This window comes from Nostoc sp. (genome assembly GCF_036917935.1).
Classification (GTDB): Bacteria; Cyanobacteriota; Cyanobacteriia; order Cyanobacteriales; family Nostocaceae; genus Nostoc.
This window is the reverse complement of record NZ_JBALEL010000019.1, coordinates 126,249-144,655: the sequence shown is the minus strand read 5'-3', so window position 1 is coordinate 144,655 and position 18,407 is coordinate 126,249. Positions and strand designations below refer to the sequence as shown.

Below are 18,407 nucleotides of genomic sequence, written 5' to 3'. Positions count from 1 at the left end.
TTGGGATCTTTTTTAGGTTTTTTAACTTCTTTATTACTTTTTCTTTCTTTCGACATGAGCGTTCTCCAACTAGGTTTATCGGTAAAAGCTTTCACATTCTGCCGTCAGGAAATCAGGATATTACTTACCTGATATTCTTTTAAGGCAAAAAAGAAAGTATCAGACATAAATGCTACTAACTACCATGATACGGTGTTGTTTGATTTTCTTCTGACAGCCTTTTTATCTATTTGAACCACAATCTCTAGTAAGGTAGCACAGCTAGCTGTGCTACCTTACTCATTTACAACGTCGCTGCAAGATCCTGCAAGCGATCGCGTCCATCGCGAAAGACGGGCCAACCATCCCCCACCAGCACTGCTTCTACCCGACTTAGTTGAGCCAACCTGCGAACAGAAGCAACAGCCTCCTTTCGATTCAGCAGCTTGTCATCGGGTAAAATCGTTAGACTACCTGCTTTACGTGCCCGGACTAAATCCCCTGTAATTAAAGTTGTCTCGTCCAGTAACAGAGCCAATTCACCGGGAGTTTTAGAACCTTGGAGTTCAATCACCTCCAGTCCTGGGACAAATTCTTCACCATCAGACAGCCAGCGATCGCAAGGTATAGGAAAAGTGTCTTTTTCTGCAATAGGGCCAGCAATTTTAGCATAAGTTTGATCGGCAATTTCTTTACTTGCCCTGACATGCTCAGAATTCGTCAGCACAATCCAAACCACACCACCGAGGGATTTTAGATGATTCCAATCATGGTTTGATAGGGCTACTGGGTCAATCAAGATGTTGCCATCTGGGCGAATCCAGGCAATCCCATTGAAATCAATATTTCTTGCCGGATTGAAATTAGACCAGCTATAAAGATCGGGACGGTGCAAAGATTTCATGATGATTCTGGATCAGTACTTCAATAATTGACTATTAATCTCAATAATTCAGTATATAGATAATAAGGGCATTGGGTATGGGGCATTGGGCATTGGGCAATAATCAATAGTTCTTTTTTCCCTGCTCCCCTACTCCTTCCCCTGGATCGGGAATTTGAGTATACTACGATAAATCTATCGATATTGTTGATTTTGTTGGGTTGACAAAAATACCCGCATCATCGCAATAGAGATCAACGGAGGTATAGGGGTGAGTCAGATGCAGCGCCAAAAAATATCAGCGAAGGCAGAACAGTTTACAGAGTCAGTGATTCGAGAAATGACGCGGGTGGCACTGCAACACGATGCGGTGAATTTGGCGCAGGGTTTCCCTGATTTTCCCTGTCCTGCGGAGTTGAAACAGGCGGCTTATGAGGCAATAGAGGCAGATGTAAATCAGTATGCCATTACTTGGGGCGATCGCCCATTTCGTCATGCGATCGCTAACAAAGTCCGTTGGTATCTCGGCTTAGATGTCGATCCCGAAACCCAAATCACCGTTACCTGTGGTTCCACAGAAGCAATGGCAGCTGTGATGTTAGCAACAGTCGATCCTGGTGAGGAAGTAATTGTGTTTGAGCCATATTACGAAAACTACGGCCCCGATGCCATTTTAGCTGGTGCTATACCCCGGTACGTCACACTGCATCCCCCCCATTGGACATTTGATCAAGCACAGTTGCGTCAAGCTTTCAATGCCAATACCAAAGCGATTATTATCAACACACCCCACAACCCCACAGGTAAAGTCTTCACCCGTGAAGAACTCACTTTTATTGCTGAACTTTGTCAAAAATGGGATGTGTTAGCGTTCACAGACGAAATCTATGAACATATTCTCTATGACGGTACTCAACATATTTCCTTAGCAACCCTTCCCGGAATGGAAGAACGCACCGTTACTATTAACGGTTTATCTAAAACTTACAGCGTTACTGGATGGCGAGTCGGCTACATTCTGGCAAATCCCGAATTGACAGGAGCGATTCGCAAAGTCCATGATTTTCTCACCGTTGGCGCTCCTGCACCATTACAACGAGCGGGAGTTGCCGCCATGCAACTGCCACCATCCTATTATGAAGAACTAGCCAAACTTTATCACCAGAAACGAGACAGCATTTTGCAAATTCTAGACCAAGTTGGCATTCCCTATTTCGTTCCTCAAGGGGCCTATTACGTGCTTGCAGATATTTCCAAATTTGGCTACAAAACTGATATTGAATTTACTTACCACCTAATTAAAGATATTGGTGTTGCTGTAGTTCCCGGTTCCAGCTTTTTCAGCCAACCAGAAAAAGGACATTCATTGATCAGATTTTGCTTCAGTAAAAGACCTGAGACATTACAAACAGCGAGCGATCGCTTATTCAAACTGCAATCAACTCTACGACCGACATCCTAACATTTCTATCTCACTAAAAATCGATATCATTTTTTCTGTTATGTCATGTCCGCATCATTAGTTATGATTCCCACAGTCATTGCACCCCACACGCCAGTCGCTCATGGGGGAAACCCCCTTCTCTACGCTACAATTGCGCCAAATATTCTGTTATTTTCACTACAAAATTAGCTGCACTTACCCTGAATTTGACTGAATATGCTGATCCGGTCAGTTTTCAGCTAAATTGAGATAGACTCTCAATTAAAAGTTATAGAATACTGTAAATACTTCTCAACTCAATGTGAAAATATAATCACAGGAAATTAATAGATTATTCAAGTACTCTTCATGCAATTGTTCTAATTTTACAGGTTTTCAGAGAACATACCTGAAAACTTAGGCAAAAGTGATGTCAGGATATTTATAGATATTGATTGACTTTTGCACCAGAACATTTTAACATTTTTAATGAGAATAGATAGCAACATACTTATGAGCTTTTCCGGCACCACTTTCGAGCAGGGCGAGAAAGAGACAAAGGCGCTTAAGGGTTTTCTGGTTCTGAGTCGAATGGCACTAAGAAAAGGCGAAAGGCTTGTGTCATCTCGTTCCCAGTCTGAAGACTGGGAATGTATTCCAAGAGGGCTGCTGCCTCTGGTCAAGCCACTGGAGGCGGCAGCCCTCCGAGAATGGGTTAAGAGCCTGGAGGCTCTTAACCAGTTAGGGCAAAGCTTATAGCTTTTCTTAGTGCCATTCGGTTCTGAGTCTAATTGGTTCCCTCGGCTTATATGTGGGAGTGCTGGCTTCTGGGATTGGTAATTACCTCACCAGAGTGCCTCAAGCCGAAGAAGAACCAATCAAAATTGCAATTATTGATACACCCCAAGAGAAAAAGGTGGAGAAAGAACCAAAGCCAGAGCAGTCTCCCCAAAAAGTTGAAGTCCAAGAAAAACTGAGGTTTGGACTTTAGACATTATGGCAGAGAATATAGGACTTGCTTTTCAACATGAATTATGCATCTTTTCTTCTGCCCTCTGCCTTTCTTCGGTAACTACAAACAACAAACAATCGTGACAATAACATCAAAATCTTCTAGAGTATCTAATCCGCGGGGGAATTCAGCCCATCCTTTACAACGCTTGCTAAACTATGGAAGTCGGTATCGCCAACAAATTTGGCAAGCAACAACATTTTCTCTGATCAATACGCTCTTGGACTTAGCACCACCGTGGTTGATTGGTACTGCGGTAGATATTCTCGTCAAGCAGCAAGATTCCGTAATTGCAAAGTTCGGAATTAAAGATGTATTTTCGCAATTTTTATTGCTTTCTTTTATTACTATCATTATTTGGATATTTGAATCACTTTCGCAGTACGCTTATGATCGACTTTGGCGTAATTTAGCTCAAAATATCCAGCATACTTTACGCTTGGATGCTTACAATCATGTACAAGAATTAGATTCAGCCTACTTTGAAGAAAGTAGCACTGGTGGATTGATGTCAATTTTGAATGATGATATCAACGAGCTAGAAGATTTTTTGAATTTTGGAGCTAATGACATCATCCAGATTAGCACTTCACTGATCATTTTAACTGGTGGTGCTTTCTTTATTTTACCTCCTTCCATTACCCTAGTAGTAATATTGCCAATGCCATTTATTGTCTGGGGTTCCTTTACTTATCAAAAGCGTCTGGAAGCCCGCTATGCTGAGGTGCGGGAAAAGGTAGGTTTTTTGAATTCGCGACTAGCAAATAATCTTAGTGGAATTAACACAATTAAAAGTTTCACTGCCGAAGAATATGAAAGTGCCAGATTGGCAGGAGAAAGCGAAGCATATAGAAAAAGTAACATCAAAGCAATTAAACTTTCTGCTGCATTTGTGCCCTTAATCAGAATGCTAGTTTTAGTAGGGTTCACAGCCTTATTGTTTTGGGGAGGTATGGCAACATATACTGGTAAAATATCTATTGGTAATTACAGTGTTTTACTTGTTTTAGTACAGAGGTTATTGTGGCCTTTAGTATCATTAGGAGAAATATTTGATAAATATCAAAGGTCAATGGCTTCTGTCAATCGCGTTATGAATTTATTAGATGCTCCCATCAACATTATTAGAGGAGATCTATCTTTAAATGTTTCTCAGGTGCGTGGTGAAATTAAGTTTAAGCAAGTTACTTTTGCTTATCAAAATAGAGAACCAGTAATCAAAAAACTATCCTTACATATTCCCTACGGCAAAACTATTGCTATTGTTGGATCTACCGGTTCCGGTAAAAGCACTTTAGTCAAATTATTATTGCGATTTTATGACATTTCTTCTGGAACAATTACTATTGATGGGATCGATATCCAAAAATTCAATTTGCGTGATTTGCGTCGTAGTATCGGTTTGGTAAGTCAGGATTTATTTTTATTTCATGGTACCGTTGCTGAAAATATTGCCTACGGTACTTTTACTGCTACCGATAAACAAATAATTGAAGCTGCCAAAATTGCCGAAGCTCATGATTTTATTATGCAACTCCCTGAAGGTTATGAGACTATAGTTGGAGAACGAGGTCAAAAATTATCTGGTGGACAACGACAAAGAATTGCTATAGCCAGGGCTGTTTTGAAAAATCCACCTATCTTAGTTTTAGATGAAGCCACATCAGCAGTGGATAATGAAACGGAAGCAGCGATTCAGCGTTCTTTGGAAAAGATTACTGTAAATAGGACAACGATAGCTATAGCCCATCGTCTTTCTACTATCCGCAATGCTGATTGTATTTATGTGATGGAACATGGGGAGTTTATTGAGTCGGGAACTCATCAAGAATTGTTGGATAAAAACGGGATTTATGCTAATTTCTGGCGGGTGCAGTCAGGAGTAAGATAAAAGCTAGAGTGTTACAGAAATGGTGCATGAATGATCATTTTGAGTAACAAGTAAGTTTAGAAATCAAAGCGGATTACTATAAGTAAGTGGGTATGAATAATTGGTTTGTAGTAAGCGCCTAGAGCCACTTACTATGAGCCAATTTAATTAATTTTACACAACATGCTTTGATATGATGTTCGCTTGATTACTTATTAAACCCGAAGATCCCCACTTACTTAGTTAAGATGCTTTTACTAAATATTTGAAGAGGTCATCAATTATTCTATTAGCTCCAATCGGCCCCCCGACAGTCCAATTTACTTTGTATACCTGTTTGTTTTTAACAGCTTTAAGTGTTGACCAAATAGGCTTTTGCAAAAAAGGTAAAGGTTCAGGATTGGCTTTTTTAAAATCTTTTGTTAAGAGTTCTGTCATAATAAATAAAACATCGGCATCGGATTTGGGTAAAACTTCAATGCTTAATGTTAACTGAGGTTGTTTTTGATTTTGTTGGATTAGTCGTAAACCTACGTCACTAATGATTTGACCAAAAGCGAGAAAGTCTGGTCTATAGGTATAGAAAATATCTGCTGAACCTGCAAGATAAATGACAGATATTGTTCTTGTTTCTAGTTTTTTTCCTAATTGTTGCCGCAATTTTTGGATTCGATCTTGGTACTGAGTCAGAAGTTCTTCGGCGCGATCGCTCTTTCCCAACACCTGGGCTACATATCGTAGTCTTTCTTTAAAGTCGTGCATACTCGGAAAATCGATCAGTACTGTAGGTGCGATGTCGGAAAGGAGTTTATAAGAACTCTTGAGCCACGTTAACCCCAAAATTAAATCTGGTTTTAAACTCAGAATTTTCTCTAGGGAAGGTTGACTGCCAATATTGCCCACAACTGGAATGTCAGCAAGTAAGTCGCTGGGTATACCCCGAAAATTTTCCTCGCAGCCCCGACAAGACATGACACCAACTGGCTTTACACCCAGCGCTAGTACAGAATCGAGAATCAGATTTTCTTCTAATACAACAACTCGTTGTGGTTTAAGTGGAATTTCAACTTCACCTAAAGCATGGCTAACTACTTTTGTTTCTATTGGCGTTGGCGCAAGCGCTAACTTGTCAGTTCCTATAGCAGTTGCACTTATTTGCCCTCGATCTAGCTGCGGTGTGTTGCTGTTACAGGCTGCGATCGCTAAAACAGCAACTATTGTCAGAAAGAATGCTAAAAATTTGTAATTACTCCAAATCTGCCGAGGTTGCCATAATCTACGCAAACTGAAAAAAACAGTGTGGACAACCCAAATAACCTTAGTAAAAGTCAAAAGGCAAACACTTTTAACAACAAGTAACAATGGCATAATTGTACTAATGGCTCTCTTTCTCATTGCGAAGAATGTTTTTCTTTAACTAATATTTGGCAGGTTGTCCAGAAGACTGGTGCTGTGTTCAGGCAAGTTGCTCGGCCGATTATCTACAGGCGAGCAATTTAAAGCTCCCAGCTGATAGAACCGATGATTGTAAAGGGCGCACCTTCTCTAATTCTTGTTCTATCTCCATTGCTAGAACTGTAATATTCCGTATCAAATAGATTACGGATATTGATACCAGCCTTCCAAGCATCCCTACGGTAGTAAATTGCCGCATCGGTACGCAAGTAATCGGGTATTTCAAATGAGTTCTCTAAATCTCCCGCCCGCGCATCCACATAAAACAGACCTAGACCAAATCCCAAACCCTTGAAATCGCCATTTTGGAGTTCATAAGTTGTCCAGAGGCTAGCTTGATTGTTTGGCGCATCCTCCAATCTATTGCCTACAGGAATGGAGTTATCCTCGCTGACTTCTGCATTGGTATAAGCATAAGAAGCGTTCACCTTCCACCCTGGTAAAATCTCACCTGCCACATCTAGCTCAATCCCTCGACTTCTTTGTTCTCCCACCTGAGTGGAAAAACCTTGAGCAGCTCGTTCGGGATCGGGATCGCTTGTTGTAACATTCGTTTTGGTAATTTGATAAACTGCCAACGTTGTCGAAAGTTTGCCTTCTAGAAAGTCAGCTTTAATGCCCGCTTCATATTGGGTTCCTTTAGTTGGCTCGAACGCTCTATCATCAGCGTTAAATCCCTGACTAGGGTTAAAAGATTGACTGTAACTTGTGTAGAGAGAAATAGATTTGCTGGGCTGATACACCAACCCGATTCTGGGGCTGAACGCACTATCATTCTGTTCTGATTCGTCTGTACCAGTATTTTGTGAAATCCAATCAAAGCGCCCGCCAATTAATAGCTTCAGATTATCTTGAAAGCTAATCTGATCTTGAAGGTAGAACCCATAAGATTGAACAGTCTGAAAGGAACTATAACCTCCAGTAGTAATTTGTGGCTCTGGAATATTATAGTTTGGGTTGAAGACATCTAGAGCAGGCACAGCCAGGCGAATGGCATTGAAATTTTGCACATAGCGGTTGGCATCAAAGCCAAACAAAACTTGGTGTGAAATCGAGCCTGTATTAAACTTACCAAGCAAGTCGATCTGTCCAAAATAGTTGTCTTGAAAGTAGTTACGTCTTGCAGCATATTGCTGCAAGAAACGATCGTCCAGTAGATTTATTCCTACCGTATATTCTTCGGTGGCATTACTAGCAGCTATAGAAAAATTATTACGGAGCTGCCAGTTCTCGCTAAACTTGTGGGTTAGCGTATAGCCATATTTTTGAGTGGTATAATCATTGCCATCGAGAGGGTAACTTAAGTAGCGACTTCGAGGCAGTTTGAAGGTATTATCGCTGAAAAGAGTAGTAAAAGTCTCCGGAATACCATTGAAATTAATATACTCATAGTATAGATTTAGGTCTGTCCTATCTCCCAATTTCCAACTGATTGAGGGTGCGATCGTGGTTGAATTTGAGGTGGCAAAATCTTGAAAACTGTCTGAACTTTGATAGCTGGCATTGAGGCGATAGAGCAAAGTTTTATCGTCATTCAATGGGCCGGAAAAATCGATACTGGGCTGATAATATCCCCGGTTTCCTGCCTCAAATCCGAGATTGTAATAGGGTTCACTGAGGGGTTGTTTGGTGATTACGTTGATGATTCCACCGGGTTCTACTGCTCCAAACAAAACCGAGGCAGGCCCTTTCAAAACTTCCACTCGCTCGATCGTGTTAATTCCTGTTAGACCAAAGTTGTTATTAACATCTCGATAGCCATTTCGGAAATTTCCTGCCTGTTCAAATCCTCTGATAACATAGCTTCCTGCGGGTGCGTTAAAATTGGTATCTCCACTGGAAACACCACTGACCGTTTCCACTGCCTCCGTCAGAGTTCTGGGCTTACGATCTTCTAGCACCTGGCGCGGTATTACCTGAATTGATTGAGGAATATCGCGCAAAGGCGTGTCTGTCCTTGTTGCAGTCGTAGAATCCTGCACACGATACCCATCTTGCTCACCTGTTACCACCAACTCAATCGGCTGATCCTGTTGTGCTGCTGGTTGCTCTTGCGGTGTCTCACTAGTAGGTTTTTGTTGAGCTTGCGGTGTTTGGGGTTGCGGTGGTGGCTGCATCGCCGTTGCAGCAGTTGTTATCCCAAAAACCAGCCCGGCATCATCATCAAATAATTCAACCGTAGGCAAAGCCTTCTCACCGACTACCGTCACTCGGACAGTATTTACATCAATATTCGTAACTGTTATCTCAGTAATTGCCGCAGTGGGTTTCTCTGAACGAAACGTAAAAGCATCACCCGACGGTAAACGCAACTGTCCGCCAGATACATCTGCAATAAAATTATTACCTGTACTGCGATTTTTGATTTGCAGTTTAGTCCCTTGAGTTGTCTCTAAAATTATCTCCACACCTGTATTGGTGGGATTTGCCTTAACTCCCGTGATTGGTACAACTTGATCCCCACTTGTTTGTCCTGGATTAGGGGGGTTAGTTGGTGTTGGTGTCTGTACCAGCATTTGAGCGCTAGTAGCGGGAAGTTCGATTTCGCTGACTTGCAGAATCTTTTTAGTTGCCTCACCAGACTTGGCTGTTTGCGGTGAACTTACAATTTGAGACTCTTTAAGTCGGTTTTTTTTGGAACGAAGGAGATCAACTGGGGATTTAGCGATACCTGCTTTGGGTGTTGCTTTCGCAAACTCTTTATCTATAACTGTAACCTTCTTATCTAATGCAGATTTTCCTACCGTTTCGGTGAAAGGTTTGCCTTGAATATCCTCTGGTATTTCCTGACCTTTAGTAGGAGTACTAGTAACAACAACAACTGCACCTGTTAGCAGCAGGCTTTGAAAAAATTTATCTAACTTCATTTATCCGCTTACACTCAATCACACTACTTGGCCGTACCCGAAGACATAATGACAATCCTTGAAAAGAATTCTCATTTAGATTTAAGCTAGTTGAATCATATTATGAAGTGATGCAAGACACAAGCTAATTAATAATCTTTTTTATTTAATCTGGATACCAACCAACAATTATTCTTATAACCATTTGTTTGCTTGATACATAAACAGAGATTGTATTAGCAGCTATAACTGCTTTCCAAATAAATATTTCCAAAAGCCAAAATAGTCTTATAAATTGCGAATTTGCCCCAAAAAGGACGAAATTCATCGGTGATGTGGCTCTATGCAAAACTTAGATATCTGTTTTGAGATGAGATTTTAAAAAGTATATTGCTCGTCATCATACTAAAAAAGTTATATAAGTAAAGCTAATAAGTTATAATTTATAGATAAAAATTATCTATAAAAAGACTATTGCTAAAGCGACTTATTCTCGTTAATCTAATCAAGGATAAATAAAAATTACTTGCAATAATAAAGATATTTATTCAGTATTAATTAGTGTTTAGGCGCTCTTAGTGGTTGGCTAAATTAATTATTAAAGGCTTAAACCCAAGTTAAGGAAGTACATATACTTCTCTAACTCGACTTAGAATCATTGGTTTTGTTGACTAGTAGGCTTGAAATTTTGAAATTAATAACTCTCCTCAACTAAGAAGTAGTGGTAGTTGGAGCTATATAACTTCATGCTGTAATGCTTGTAGAGAGAAGGTTTTAGATATGTTTGCGTGCCTAGAGAAACACAGAATGACAAAATAAGTTGCACATCGCGTTGAGTTGAAAATAAAAATGAATAAATCTTCTCATAGCTTCTTTGATATTGTGGGCAACTTTTCTACAGTTGTCGAAGTACTGCGCTTAAGAAGCTCTACGCAGCCAGATAGAGATGCTTTTACCTTTTTGTTAGATGGGGAAACAGAACAAACAACGCTAACATATCAAGAATTAGATCGGCGATCGCGTCGAATAGCTGCTCAATTACAAGCATTGGGTTTGACTGGAGAACGCGCTTTACTACTTTATCCCGCCGGACTAGATTTTTTGGTTGCTTTTTTCGGTTGTTTATATGCGGGAGTTGTGGCTGTAACTGCATATCCCCCTAGAAATGAGCGTAACACACCGAGAATACAAGCTATTTCCATAGATGCACAAGCAGCGATCGCTCTGACGACAACAGAAATCCTGCCGACAGTGCAGTCTTTAATGTCACAAAAGACTGACTTAGAATCCTTACAGTGGCTAACTACTGATAATCTTGCTCTGGGAATAGAAGATGCTTGGCAACAACCCTCTATTGATCGGGATACCATAGCTTTTCTGCAATACACCTCTGGTTCTACAGGCACACCCAAGGGTGTAATGATTAGTCATGGAAATCTACTGCACAATGCTGCCACAACTTACCAATTTATGGAGCATTCTCCAGAAAGTAAGTTTGTGACATGGTTGCCGATGTACCACGATATGGGTCTGATTGGGGGAATATTGCAACCTTTGTATGGAGGTTTTCCTTGCATCATCATGCCTCCAGCTTCCTTTCTCCAACGTCCTTATCGTTGGTTGCAGGCTATCTCTGACTACAAAGGTACAACCAGTGGCGGCCCGAACTTCGCATATCAGTTATGTACTGAAAAAATTACTCCTGAACAAAAAGAAACTCTTGACTTGAGTAGTTGGAGTGTGGCATTTAACGGCGCGGAACCGATTCGTTATGATACTTTAGAGCGGTTTGCCGCAGCTTTTGCCGATTGTGGCTTCCGTAAAGAGGCATTCTATCCTTGTTACGGAATGGCTGAAACAACTCTGATGGTTTCTGGTGTACAGAAGGCAACATCACCGATTATCAAAACAGTCCAAAAGTCTGCATTAGAATCTAATCGGGTAGTTGAATCATCTGTTAACAATGAGGATATTTCTCATTTTGTCAGTTGTGGTCGAGTCATACCACAACTGGAAGTGGCGATCGCAAATCCAGAAACACTCAGTAGTTGCAAATCTAGTGAAATCGGGGAAATCTGGGTATCTGGGCCGAGTGTTGGTCAAGGTTATTGGAATCGTTTTCAAGAGACAACAGAAACTTTCCATGCTTATCTATCTGACACAGGTGTAGGCCCTTTTCTGCGGACGGGAGATTTAGGTTTTTTGCAGAATAGCGAGCTTTTCATTACAGGTAGAGCCAAAGATTTAATTATTATTCGCGGTAGAAATCTTTACCCACAAGATATAGAATTAACCGCAGAACGCAGTCATCCATCCTTGCGTTCTGGTGCTAGTGCAGCATTTACAGTAGAGGTTAACAACGAAGAAAAGCTAGTCATAGTACAAGAATTGGAGTTTCGTGCCAAGCCAAATTTAGAAGAAGTTGTTAGTGCAATTCGACAAGCAATTACAGAGGAGCATGAACTACAAGTTTATGCAGTAGTTTTAATTAAACCAGGTAGTATCCCCAAAACTTCCAGTGGGAAGATTCAACGACGGACAACTCGCGCTCAGTTTCAGAATGGCGAATTAAATGTAGTTGAAAGCAACATTCTCAAGATTAGTGATATTGCTATAAAGGAAACTCGATTACAGCGTTCTGAACTTTTGGCACTTTCCCCAAGGGAATATCAACCGCTTTTAGAAGCATATCTGATTGAACTTTTGGCAGGTGTACTTTCGATCGCACCAGATGATCTCAAGCTTGAAGAGCCATTAAGCACTCTCGGACTTGATTCTTTAAAAGTATTTGAGTTGAAAAATCAGATTCAGGTTGACTTAGAAGTAGAAGTATCGGTAGCAGACTTCTTTGAAGGGATGAGTACGCGATCGCTTGTTATCAAGATACTCGCTCAAATGACAATGGATGCACTACCATCAATGTCCCTGACTCAACAGGATAAAAATACATCCATTCAGCCTCTATCTTTTGCCCAGCAAGGATTGTGGTTCATCAATCAGCTAAATCCCGATAGTCCTACATATAACATTCCGATAGTTATTAGCCTAAAAGGTTGTGTTAACTTAACAGCCTTAGAAGATAGTCTGAACGAAATTATTAGACGACACGAAGTATTACGCACAAGCTTTGCAGTGGTTGATGGACAACCTGTGCAAGTTGTCAATCAAGCTGTACCCTTAACTTTGGCGGTTGAAGATTTGCGTTCACTATCTGATAGCGAGAGTCCTTTGGAGACGCTAGGCGATCGCACCCCAGAAGCACAACGTTTAGCTATAGAATTCGCACAGCAGCCATTTGACTTATCTTGTCAATCGCTTTTACGTGCTAAAATTTTAAAATTAAATGATAAAAATTATCAATTGTTGGTGACACTACATCATATAATTGCAGATGGTTGGTCTATCGGTCTTCTGATTAAAGAACTAGCTGCACTATATGAAACATTCTCCACAGGCAAACTCTTACCACTTCCTGAACTACCCATTCAGTATAGAGATTTTGTCAATTGGCAACGACAATGGCTGCTGTGCGAACGCATTCAACCGTTATTGGCCTATTGGAAACAAAAGTTAAGTGGTGAGCTGCCTATACTAAATTTACCAACTGACCGTCCGCGTAGAAGCAAAGCTAGCGATCGTCAGACATCGCCAGTTCAAACATTCCAAGGCGCTCAAGCGAAATTAGTTCTTTCTCAAACTCTGACAAAAGAGCTAAAGAATTTGAGCCGTCATTCGGGAGTAACTCTATTTATGACCTTGCTTACAGCCTTCAAAACCTTGCTGTATCGCTACACAGGTCAGACTGATATTTTAGTAGGTTCGCCAATCGCCAATCGTAACAGAGCAGAAGTTAAATCACTAATCGGATTTTTTGTCAATGCTTTAGTACTACGTACAGACCTTTCTGGCGACCTGAGTTTTCTGGAGTTACTAGCGCGGGTGAAGTCAACAGCTTTAGAGGCATACATTCATCAAGACTTACCTTTTGAGAAGTTAGTAGAAGAACTACAGCCAAATAGAGATTTGAGTTACAATCCACTATTTCAAGTGATGTTCGTTCTCCAGAATCTGCCAATATCAAATCCCAGGCTGTCAGATGTCTCTGTTACTTATGAGGAAGGTTACAACGGGACATCTAAATTTGATTTGACATTGTTTATGCAGGATTTTGAGCAAGGGTTGGTTGCAACTTGTGAGTACAACACGGATTTATTTAATGCAGATACTATTACCCGGATGCTGGGACACTTCCAGACTTTATTGTCAAGTATAGTTAGCGATGTCTACGACGAGCTTCTCTACGAGACGCTACGCGAACGCTTACGCGAACAACGGATTTGCGATTTGCAACTACTTACCCCATCGGAAGTAGAGCAATTATTAGTTGAATGGAATGATACCAAGACAAACTATCCTCAAGATAAGTGCATTCATCAATTGTTTGAGGCACAGGTAGAAAAAACACCAAATGCTGTTGCAGTCGTCTTTCAAAACCAGCAACTAACCTACCGCGAGTTAAACAACCGAGCGAATCAACTAGCGCACTACTTGCAAAAGTTGGGTGTCAAGCCAGAGGTACTGGTGGGAATCTGCACAGAGCGCTCTCTAGAGATGGTCATCGGACTTTTGGCTATTCTCAAAGCCGGTGGTGCTTATGTACCGCTAGATCCAATGTACCCACCGGAACGCTTAACTTTCATGCTAGAGAATGCCGACATATTCATTTTGTTGACTCAAAAACAGCTAGCAGAGCGCTTATCAGAGTACAAAGGGGATGTGATTTGTTTAGATGCGGATTCGGAAGCTATTGCCCAACAGAGCCAAGAAAATCAAGTCAGCGGTGTCACACCAGACAATTTAATCTATGTGATCTACACCTCTGGTTCAACAGGTAAACCCAAGGGTGCAGGAGTCTATCAGCGCAGCTTTACCAACCTCCTGAATTGGTTTGTGACGGAATTCAATTTTACCTGCAACGACCGTGTTTTACTGATATCTTCTTTGAGTTTTGATTTGACGCAAAAGAATATTTACGCCCCTCTGCTCGTCGGAGGTGAGTTACACCTTTTGCCATCTGGATGCTATGACGCTGCACAAATCGTTGAATCCGTCTGTAACAAACAAGTGACATGGCTCAACTGCACTCCCAGTGCCTTTTATCCATTAATAGATCAGGGTGATAAAAGCTTGTGTATGAAGAAGACATTGAAGTATGTATTTTTGGGTGGTGAACCTATTTCAATATCTCGGCTAAAGGTATGGCTCAACTCTATTCCCGGCAAAACACAAATTGTAAACACCTACGGCCCCACCGAGTGTACAGACATCTGCGCGGCTTATCGGGTAGCTCAACCAGAACAATGGCTAGAAAAAGTAGTACCGATTGGGAAGCCGATCCATAATGTCAAGGTATACGTATTAGATGAAAACCTCAAACCTTTGCCGGTGGGTATGGTAGGTGAATTATATGTTGGTGGTGAAGGAGTCGGACGAGGCTATATCAATAATCTTGATCTGACTTTAGCTAAGTTTGTTTCTGATCCTTTTAGCACCAAACAAGGCGCATGGTTATACAAAAGCGGGGATCTGGCTCGTTATTTAAGCGATGGGAACATCGAGTTTCTCGGTCGTATTGATAATCAGGTGAAGATTCGTGGCTTCCGCATCGAACTCGAAGAAATTGAAACACTCATCAACCAGCACCCAGCAGTACAGACAAGTGTGGTTGTAGTTCGTGAGGATGAGCCAGGTTGTAAGCGTTTGGTAGCTTATGAAGTCCTTCACCCAGAGCAAGCACTCACAGTTACTGAGTTGCGCCGCTTTCTAGAGCTTAAGTTACCAAACTACATGATTCCAAATGCCTTTGTGATCCTAGAAGCACTGCCATTAACGCCCAATGGCAAAGTTGATAGGCAATGTCTGGCGACAAGCCGCTTCTCTGCGAGAGGCTTCGCCAATGCGTCTACGCTACCTACACCATCAGAGTTAGAAGTTACTTATGTGATGCCACAAACTGAGATGGAACGAACCATCGCTACTATTTGGCAAGAGATGTTACACCTAGAAAAGGTGGGCGTGAATGACAATTTCTTTGACATCGGTGGTCATTCGTTATTAATGGTTCAAGTTAATAGCAAATTACAAGAAGTTTTGCAACGGGATTTATCAGTTGTAGAAATGTTTCAGAATCCAACTATTAATTCCTTGGCGCAGTATTTAAGTCAAGAGCAACAGCTTTCTTTTATAGGAACACGCGATCGCGTCCAAAAGCAAATAGAAGCGCGTCAGAAACAAAAACAATTATTGATGAGGAAATCAAGAAATAATTCTCACTAAGATGAAGTGAAGATTTTGGAGTTTGTCAAAAATGCTTACTAGCCCTTCTCGTCCTTGGCAGTTATTGGTGCTTTCTGCTCAAACTGACTCAGCACTAAAAACTGCGACTGTAAACCTTGCAGATTATTTGAGACAGCATCCTGATTTTAACCTTGCGAATGTTGCTCACACATTGCAACACGAACAACCAGCTTTTAAGCATCGGCGAATGGTTGTTTGTCGGGATATAGAAGATGCTGTAGTAGCACTTGAAGATCCTAGGCGGGTACTTACCAACATCCAAGAAACAAAACAACGTCCTATAGCTTTTATGTTTCCTGGACTTGGTACTCATTACCTCAACATGGCTGGGGAACTTTACCAAGTTGAACCGGTGTTTCAAAAGCAAATTGACTACTGTTGTGAATTTCTCAAACCCCTTTTGGGTCATGATTTACGAGATATAATCTATCCACACAGAACTTCTGGACAAGAGCAGCGATCGCCTCAAGAAAATTCTCCAGGTCTAGATTTGCGAAAAATGTTAGGTCGCAGTCAGACACCAACTGATGCAAAGATGGTAGCTGCAACATCTTTACTCAATCAAACTAACCTCGCTCAACCAGCCATTTTTGTCATTGAATATGCGTTAGCACAGCTATTGATATCCTGGGGAATTCGTCCTTCGGCAATGATTGGCTATAGCATTGGTGAATATGTAGCAGCGACTTTGGCAGAGGTTTTATCTTTAGAAGAGGGTTTAACACTGATTGCTGCAAGAGCGCAGATGATTCAAAAGTTGCCAGGTGGAGCAATGCTTGCAGTTCCACTTTCGCAAACAGAAATATCGCCCCTACTCAATGACAAACTTTCACTCTCTGCGGTTAATGGCCCATCTATGGGTGTAATTGCAGGTGAAACCAATGCTATAGAAGTTTTGGAACAACAGCTAACTCAAAAAGGTTTAGCTTGTCGCCGTCTGGAAACTTCTCATGCTTTTCACTCTTATATGATGCAGGGTGCTACCTCTGATTTACGTGAGTTGGTAAAAACATTTAACCTTCAAGCACCAAAAATTCCTTATATATCTAACGTTACAGGAACTTGGATAACAGCAGCATCAGCTACAAATCCCGATTATTGGGTTAAGCATCTATGTCAACCTGTGTTGTTTGCTTCGGGTATGCAGAAATTGTGGAAAGAGCAATATCCAATTTTGCTGGAAGTAGGCCCTGGACAAACTCTAAGTAGCTTTGCGCTGCAATGTATAGAAAATAATCCAGCAGTCAGTCAGATTATCTTGCCCGCTCTCAGATATTCCTACGATAGAAAACCAGACTTAGCATTCTTACTTAAAACATTAGGTAGGCTTTGGTTAGCAGGAGTGCAAATAGATTGGGCAGAATTTTATGCTCACGAGCTTCGTGATTCTATACCTTTACCTGCGTATCTTTTTTAAATACAAAAATATCCAAGTGGAGATGAGTTGAAGTTATGAATATTCAAACAGTAGGTGTTGTTGGTGCAGGGGTAATGGGCATAGGAGTTGCACAAAACCTTGCTCAAACAGGTCATCAAGTCAAGCTAGTAGATATTTCGGAAAATATCCTAGATAAAGCTAAACACGAAATCAGGAATAATATCCGCTTTCAGGGGTTTTTCAAAAAAAGCGAACGCCAAGAAACCCCAGATAGTATCATTGAAAAAATAGAGTTTTCCACAAATTATAAAATTTTAGATAGTGCAGATTTTATAGTTGAAAATGTTACCGAAAAATGGGATATTAAAAGAGAGATATATCCCCTGCTAGATTCTATTTCTCCAGCAGATTGTGTATTTGCCGCTAACACATCAGCAATTCCCATTACCCGCATTGCTTCAGTCACTAAACGTGCCGATAAAGTTGTTGGTATACACTTTATGAATCCTGTGCCAATGAAGCCGATGGTAGAGATGATTCGTGGGTATCATACCTCGGAGGCAACAATTGAGATAGCAAAAAAAATGCTGGCTCAAATGAATAAAGAATGCATTATTGTTAATGATTCGCCGGGTTTTGTTTCTAACCGCGTGTTGATGTTAACTATTAATGAAGCTGTTTTTCTGTTGCAAGACCAAGTTGCTACAGCAGAAGATATAGACAAAATCTTTAAAGGCTGTTTCGGTCATAAAATGGGGCCTTTAGAGACAGCAGATTTGATTGGTCTAGACACCATTTTATTTTCTATCGAAGTCTTGTATGAAAACTTTAACGATAGCAAATACAGACCATCCCCTTTACTTAAAAAAATGGTGGATGCAGGGTTGCATGGTAGAAAAACTGGTAAAGGTTTTTACGTATATCAATAAATAGGGAATATCAAGACTCATGAACGAAATTCAAGCTAAGATCAAAACTTTCCTTTCCAAATTTTTCCCCAATCATGATTTGCAACCAGATGAAGATATTTTTGCTCTCGGTTTTGTCAATTCTATGTTTGCCATGCAACTTGTTTTGTTCGTAGAGCAAGAGTTTCAGATTGCTATTGAAAATGAAGACTTGGAATTTGAAAATTTTCGGACGATAAAATCTGTTGCCAATCTAATTGAACGTAAAACTCCTCTCGTTATTCATAAATGAATAA

Annotated in this window: 11 protein-coding genes; 8 read left to right on the top strand and 3 right to left on the bottom strand. The window is 40.8% G+C overall.

The window, feature by feature from the left end:
- Window positions 1-283 precede the first annotated feature (283 nt).
- On the bottom strand, window positions 284-883 hold the full coding sequence (locus tag V7K62_RS08970) for an MBL fold metallo-hydrolase (protein WP_334863580.1): 600 nt from the start codon (window positions 881-883) through the stop codon (window positions 284-286).
- 259 nt (window positions 884-1,142) lie between these two features.
- Here V7K62_RS08970 and V7K62_RS08965 point away from each other — a divergent pair, with 259 nt between their 5' ends.
- The 4 genes from V7K62_RS08965 to V7K62_RS08950 all read left to right on the top strand — a co-directional run bounded on the left by V7K62_RS08965 (window position 1,143) and on the right by V7K62_RS08950 (window position 5,188).
- Entirely contained in the window at window positions 1,143-2,324 is a 1,182-nt protein-coding gene (locus V7K62_RS08965; RefSeq protein ID WP_334863579.1) for a pyridoxal phosphate-dependent aminotransferase, read from the top strand.
- 552 nt (window positions 2,325-2,876) lie between these two features.
- The gene (locus V7K62_RS08960) at window positions 2,877-3,044 is read left to right on the top strand and encodes a hypothetical protein (RefSeq protein ID WP_334863578.1); all 168 of its coding nucleotides are present in this window, start codon (window positions 2,877-2,879) and stop codon (window positions 3,042-3,044) included.
- A 52-nt stretch (window positions 3,045-3,096) separates the two neighbouring features.
- A complete protein-coding gene (locus V7K62_RS08955; protein WP_334863577.1) occupies window positions 3,097-3,276 on the top strand; it encodes a hypothetical protein in 180 nt (59 codons plus the stop codon).
- A 100-nt stretch (window positions 3,277-3,376) separates the two neighbouring features.
- Window positions 3,377-5,188 (top strand): ABC transporter ATP-binding protein, encoded by a 1,812-nt coding sequence (locus tag V7K62_RS08950; RefSeq protein ID WP_334863576.1) that lies wholly within the window; start codon window positions 3,377-3,379, stop codon window positions 5,186-5,188.
- A 222-nt stretch (window positions 5,189-5,410) separates the two neighbouring features.
- Here the strand turns inward: V7K62_RS08950 and V7K62_RS08945 are convergent, their stop codons facing one another.
- Together V7K62_RS08945 and V7K62_RS08940 are read right to left on the bottom strand one after the other, a co-directional pair.
- On the bottom strand, window positions 5,411-6,499 hold the full coding sequence (locus V7K62_RS08945; protein ID WP_334863575.1) for an iron-siderophore ABC transporter substrate-binding protein: 1,089 nt from the start codon (window positions 6,497-6,499) through the stop codon (window positions 5,411-5,413).
- Between the two features lie 164 nt (window positions 6,500-6,663).
- Window positions 6,664-9,489, bottom strand: a complete 2,826-nt coding sequence (locus V7K62_RS08940) for a TonB-dependent siderophore receptor (RefSeq protein WP_334863574.1) — start codon at window positions 9,487-9,489, stop codon at window positions 6,664-6,666.
- An 828-nt stretch (window positions 9,490-10,317) separates the two neighbouring features.
- On the opposite strand from V7K62_RS08940, the gene V7K62_RS08935 reads away from it, so the two are divergent.
- From V7K62_RS08935 to V7K62_RS08920, 4 genes are read left to right on the top strand one after another with little or no spacing between them, the layout of a single operon-like run.
- Entirely contained in the window at window positions 10,318-15,804 is a 5,487-nt protein-coding gene (locus V7K62_RS08935) for an amino acid adenylation domain-containing protein (protein ID WP_334863573.1), read from the top strand.
- 31 nt (window positions 15,805-15,835) lie between these two features.
- The gene (locus V7K62_RS08930; protein WP_334863571.1) at window positions 15,836-17,242 is read left to right on the top strand and encodes an acyltransferase domain-containing protein; all 1,407 of its coding nucleotides are present in this window, start codon (window positions 15,836-15,838) and stop codon (window positions 17,240-17,242) included.
- 35 nt (window positions 17,243-17,277) lie between these two features.
- Window positions 17,278-18,132 (top strand): 3-hydroxyacyl-CoA dehydrogenase family protein, encoded by an 855-nt coding sequence (locus tag V7K62_RS08925; protein ID WP_334863570.1) that lies wholly within the window; start codon window positions 17,278-17,280, stop codon window positions 18,130-18,132.
- 19 nt (window positions 18,133-18,151) lie between these two features.
- Window positions 18,152-18,403: an acyl carrier protein gene (locus V7K62_RS08920; RefSeq protein ID WP_334863569.1), complete on the top strand. Its 252-nt coding sequence runs from the start codon at window positions 18,152-18,154 to the stop codon at window positions 18,401-18,403.
- Window positions 18,404-18,407 lie beyond the last annotated feature (4 nt).

Bases quoted from the DNA above. Each gene is read 5' to 3' on its own strand.
- V7K62_RS08935 (WP_334863573.1), top strand. From the start codon at position 10,318: ATGAATAAATCTTCTCATAGCTTCTTTGATATTGTGGGCAACTTTTCT.
- V7K62_RS08930 (WP_334863571.1), top strand. From the start codon at position 15,836: ATGCTTACTAGCCCTTCTCGTCCTTGGCAGTTATTGGTGCTTTCTGCT.
- V7K62_RS08965 (WP_334863579.1), top strand. From the start codon at position 1,143: ATGCAGCGCCAAAAAATATCAGCGAAGGCAGAACAGTTTACAGAGTCA.
- V7K62_RS08960 (WP_334863578.1), top strand. From the start codon at position 2,877: ATGGCACTAAGAAAAGGCGAAAGGCTTGTGTCATCTCGTTCCCAGTCT.
- V7K62_RS08920 (WP_334863569.1), top strand. From the start codon at position 18,152: ATGAACGAAATTCAAGCTAAGATCAAAACTTTCCTTTCCAAATTTTTC.
- V7K62_RS08970 (WP_334863580.1), bottom strand. From the start codon at position 883: ATGAAATCTTTGCACCGTCCCGATCTTTATAGCTGGTCTAATTTCAAT.
- V7K62_RS08940 (WP_334863574.1), bottom strand. From the start codon at position 9,489: ATGAAGTTAGATAAATTTTTTCAAAGCCTGCTGCTAACAGGTGCAGTT.
- V7K62_RS08925 (WP_334863570.1), top strand. From the start codon at position 17,278: ATGAATATTCAAACAGTAGGTGTTGTTGGTGCAGGGGTAATGGGCATA.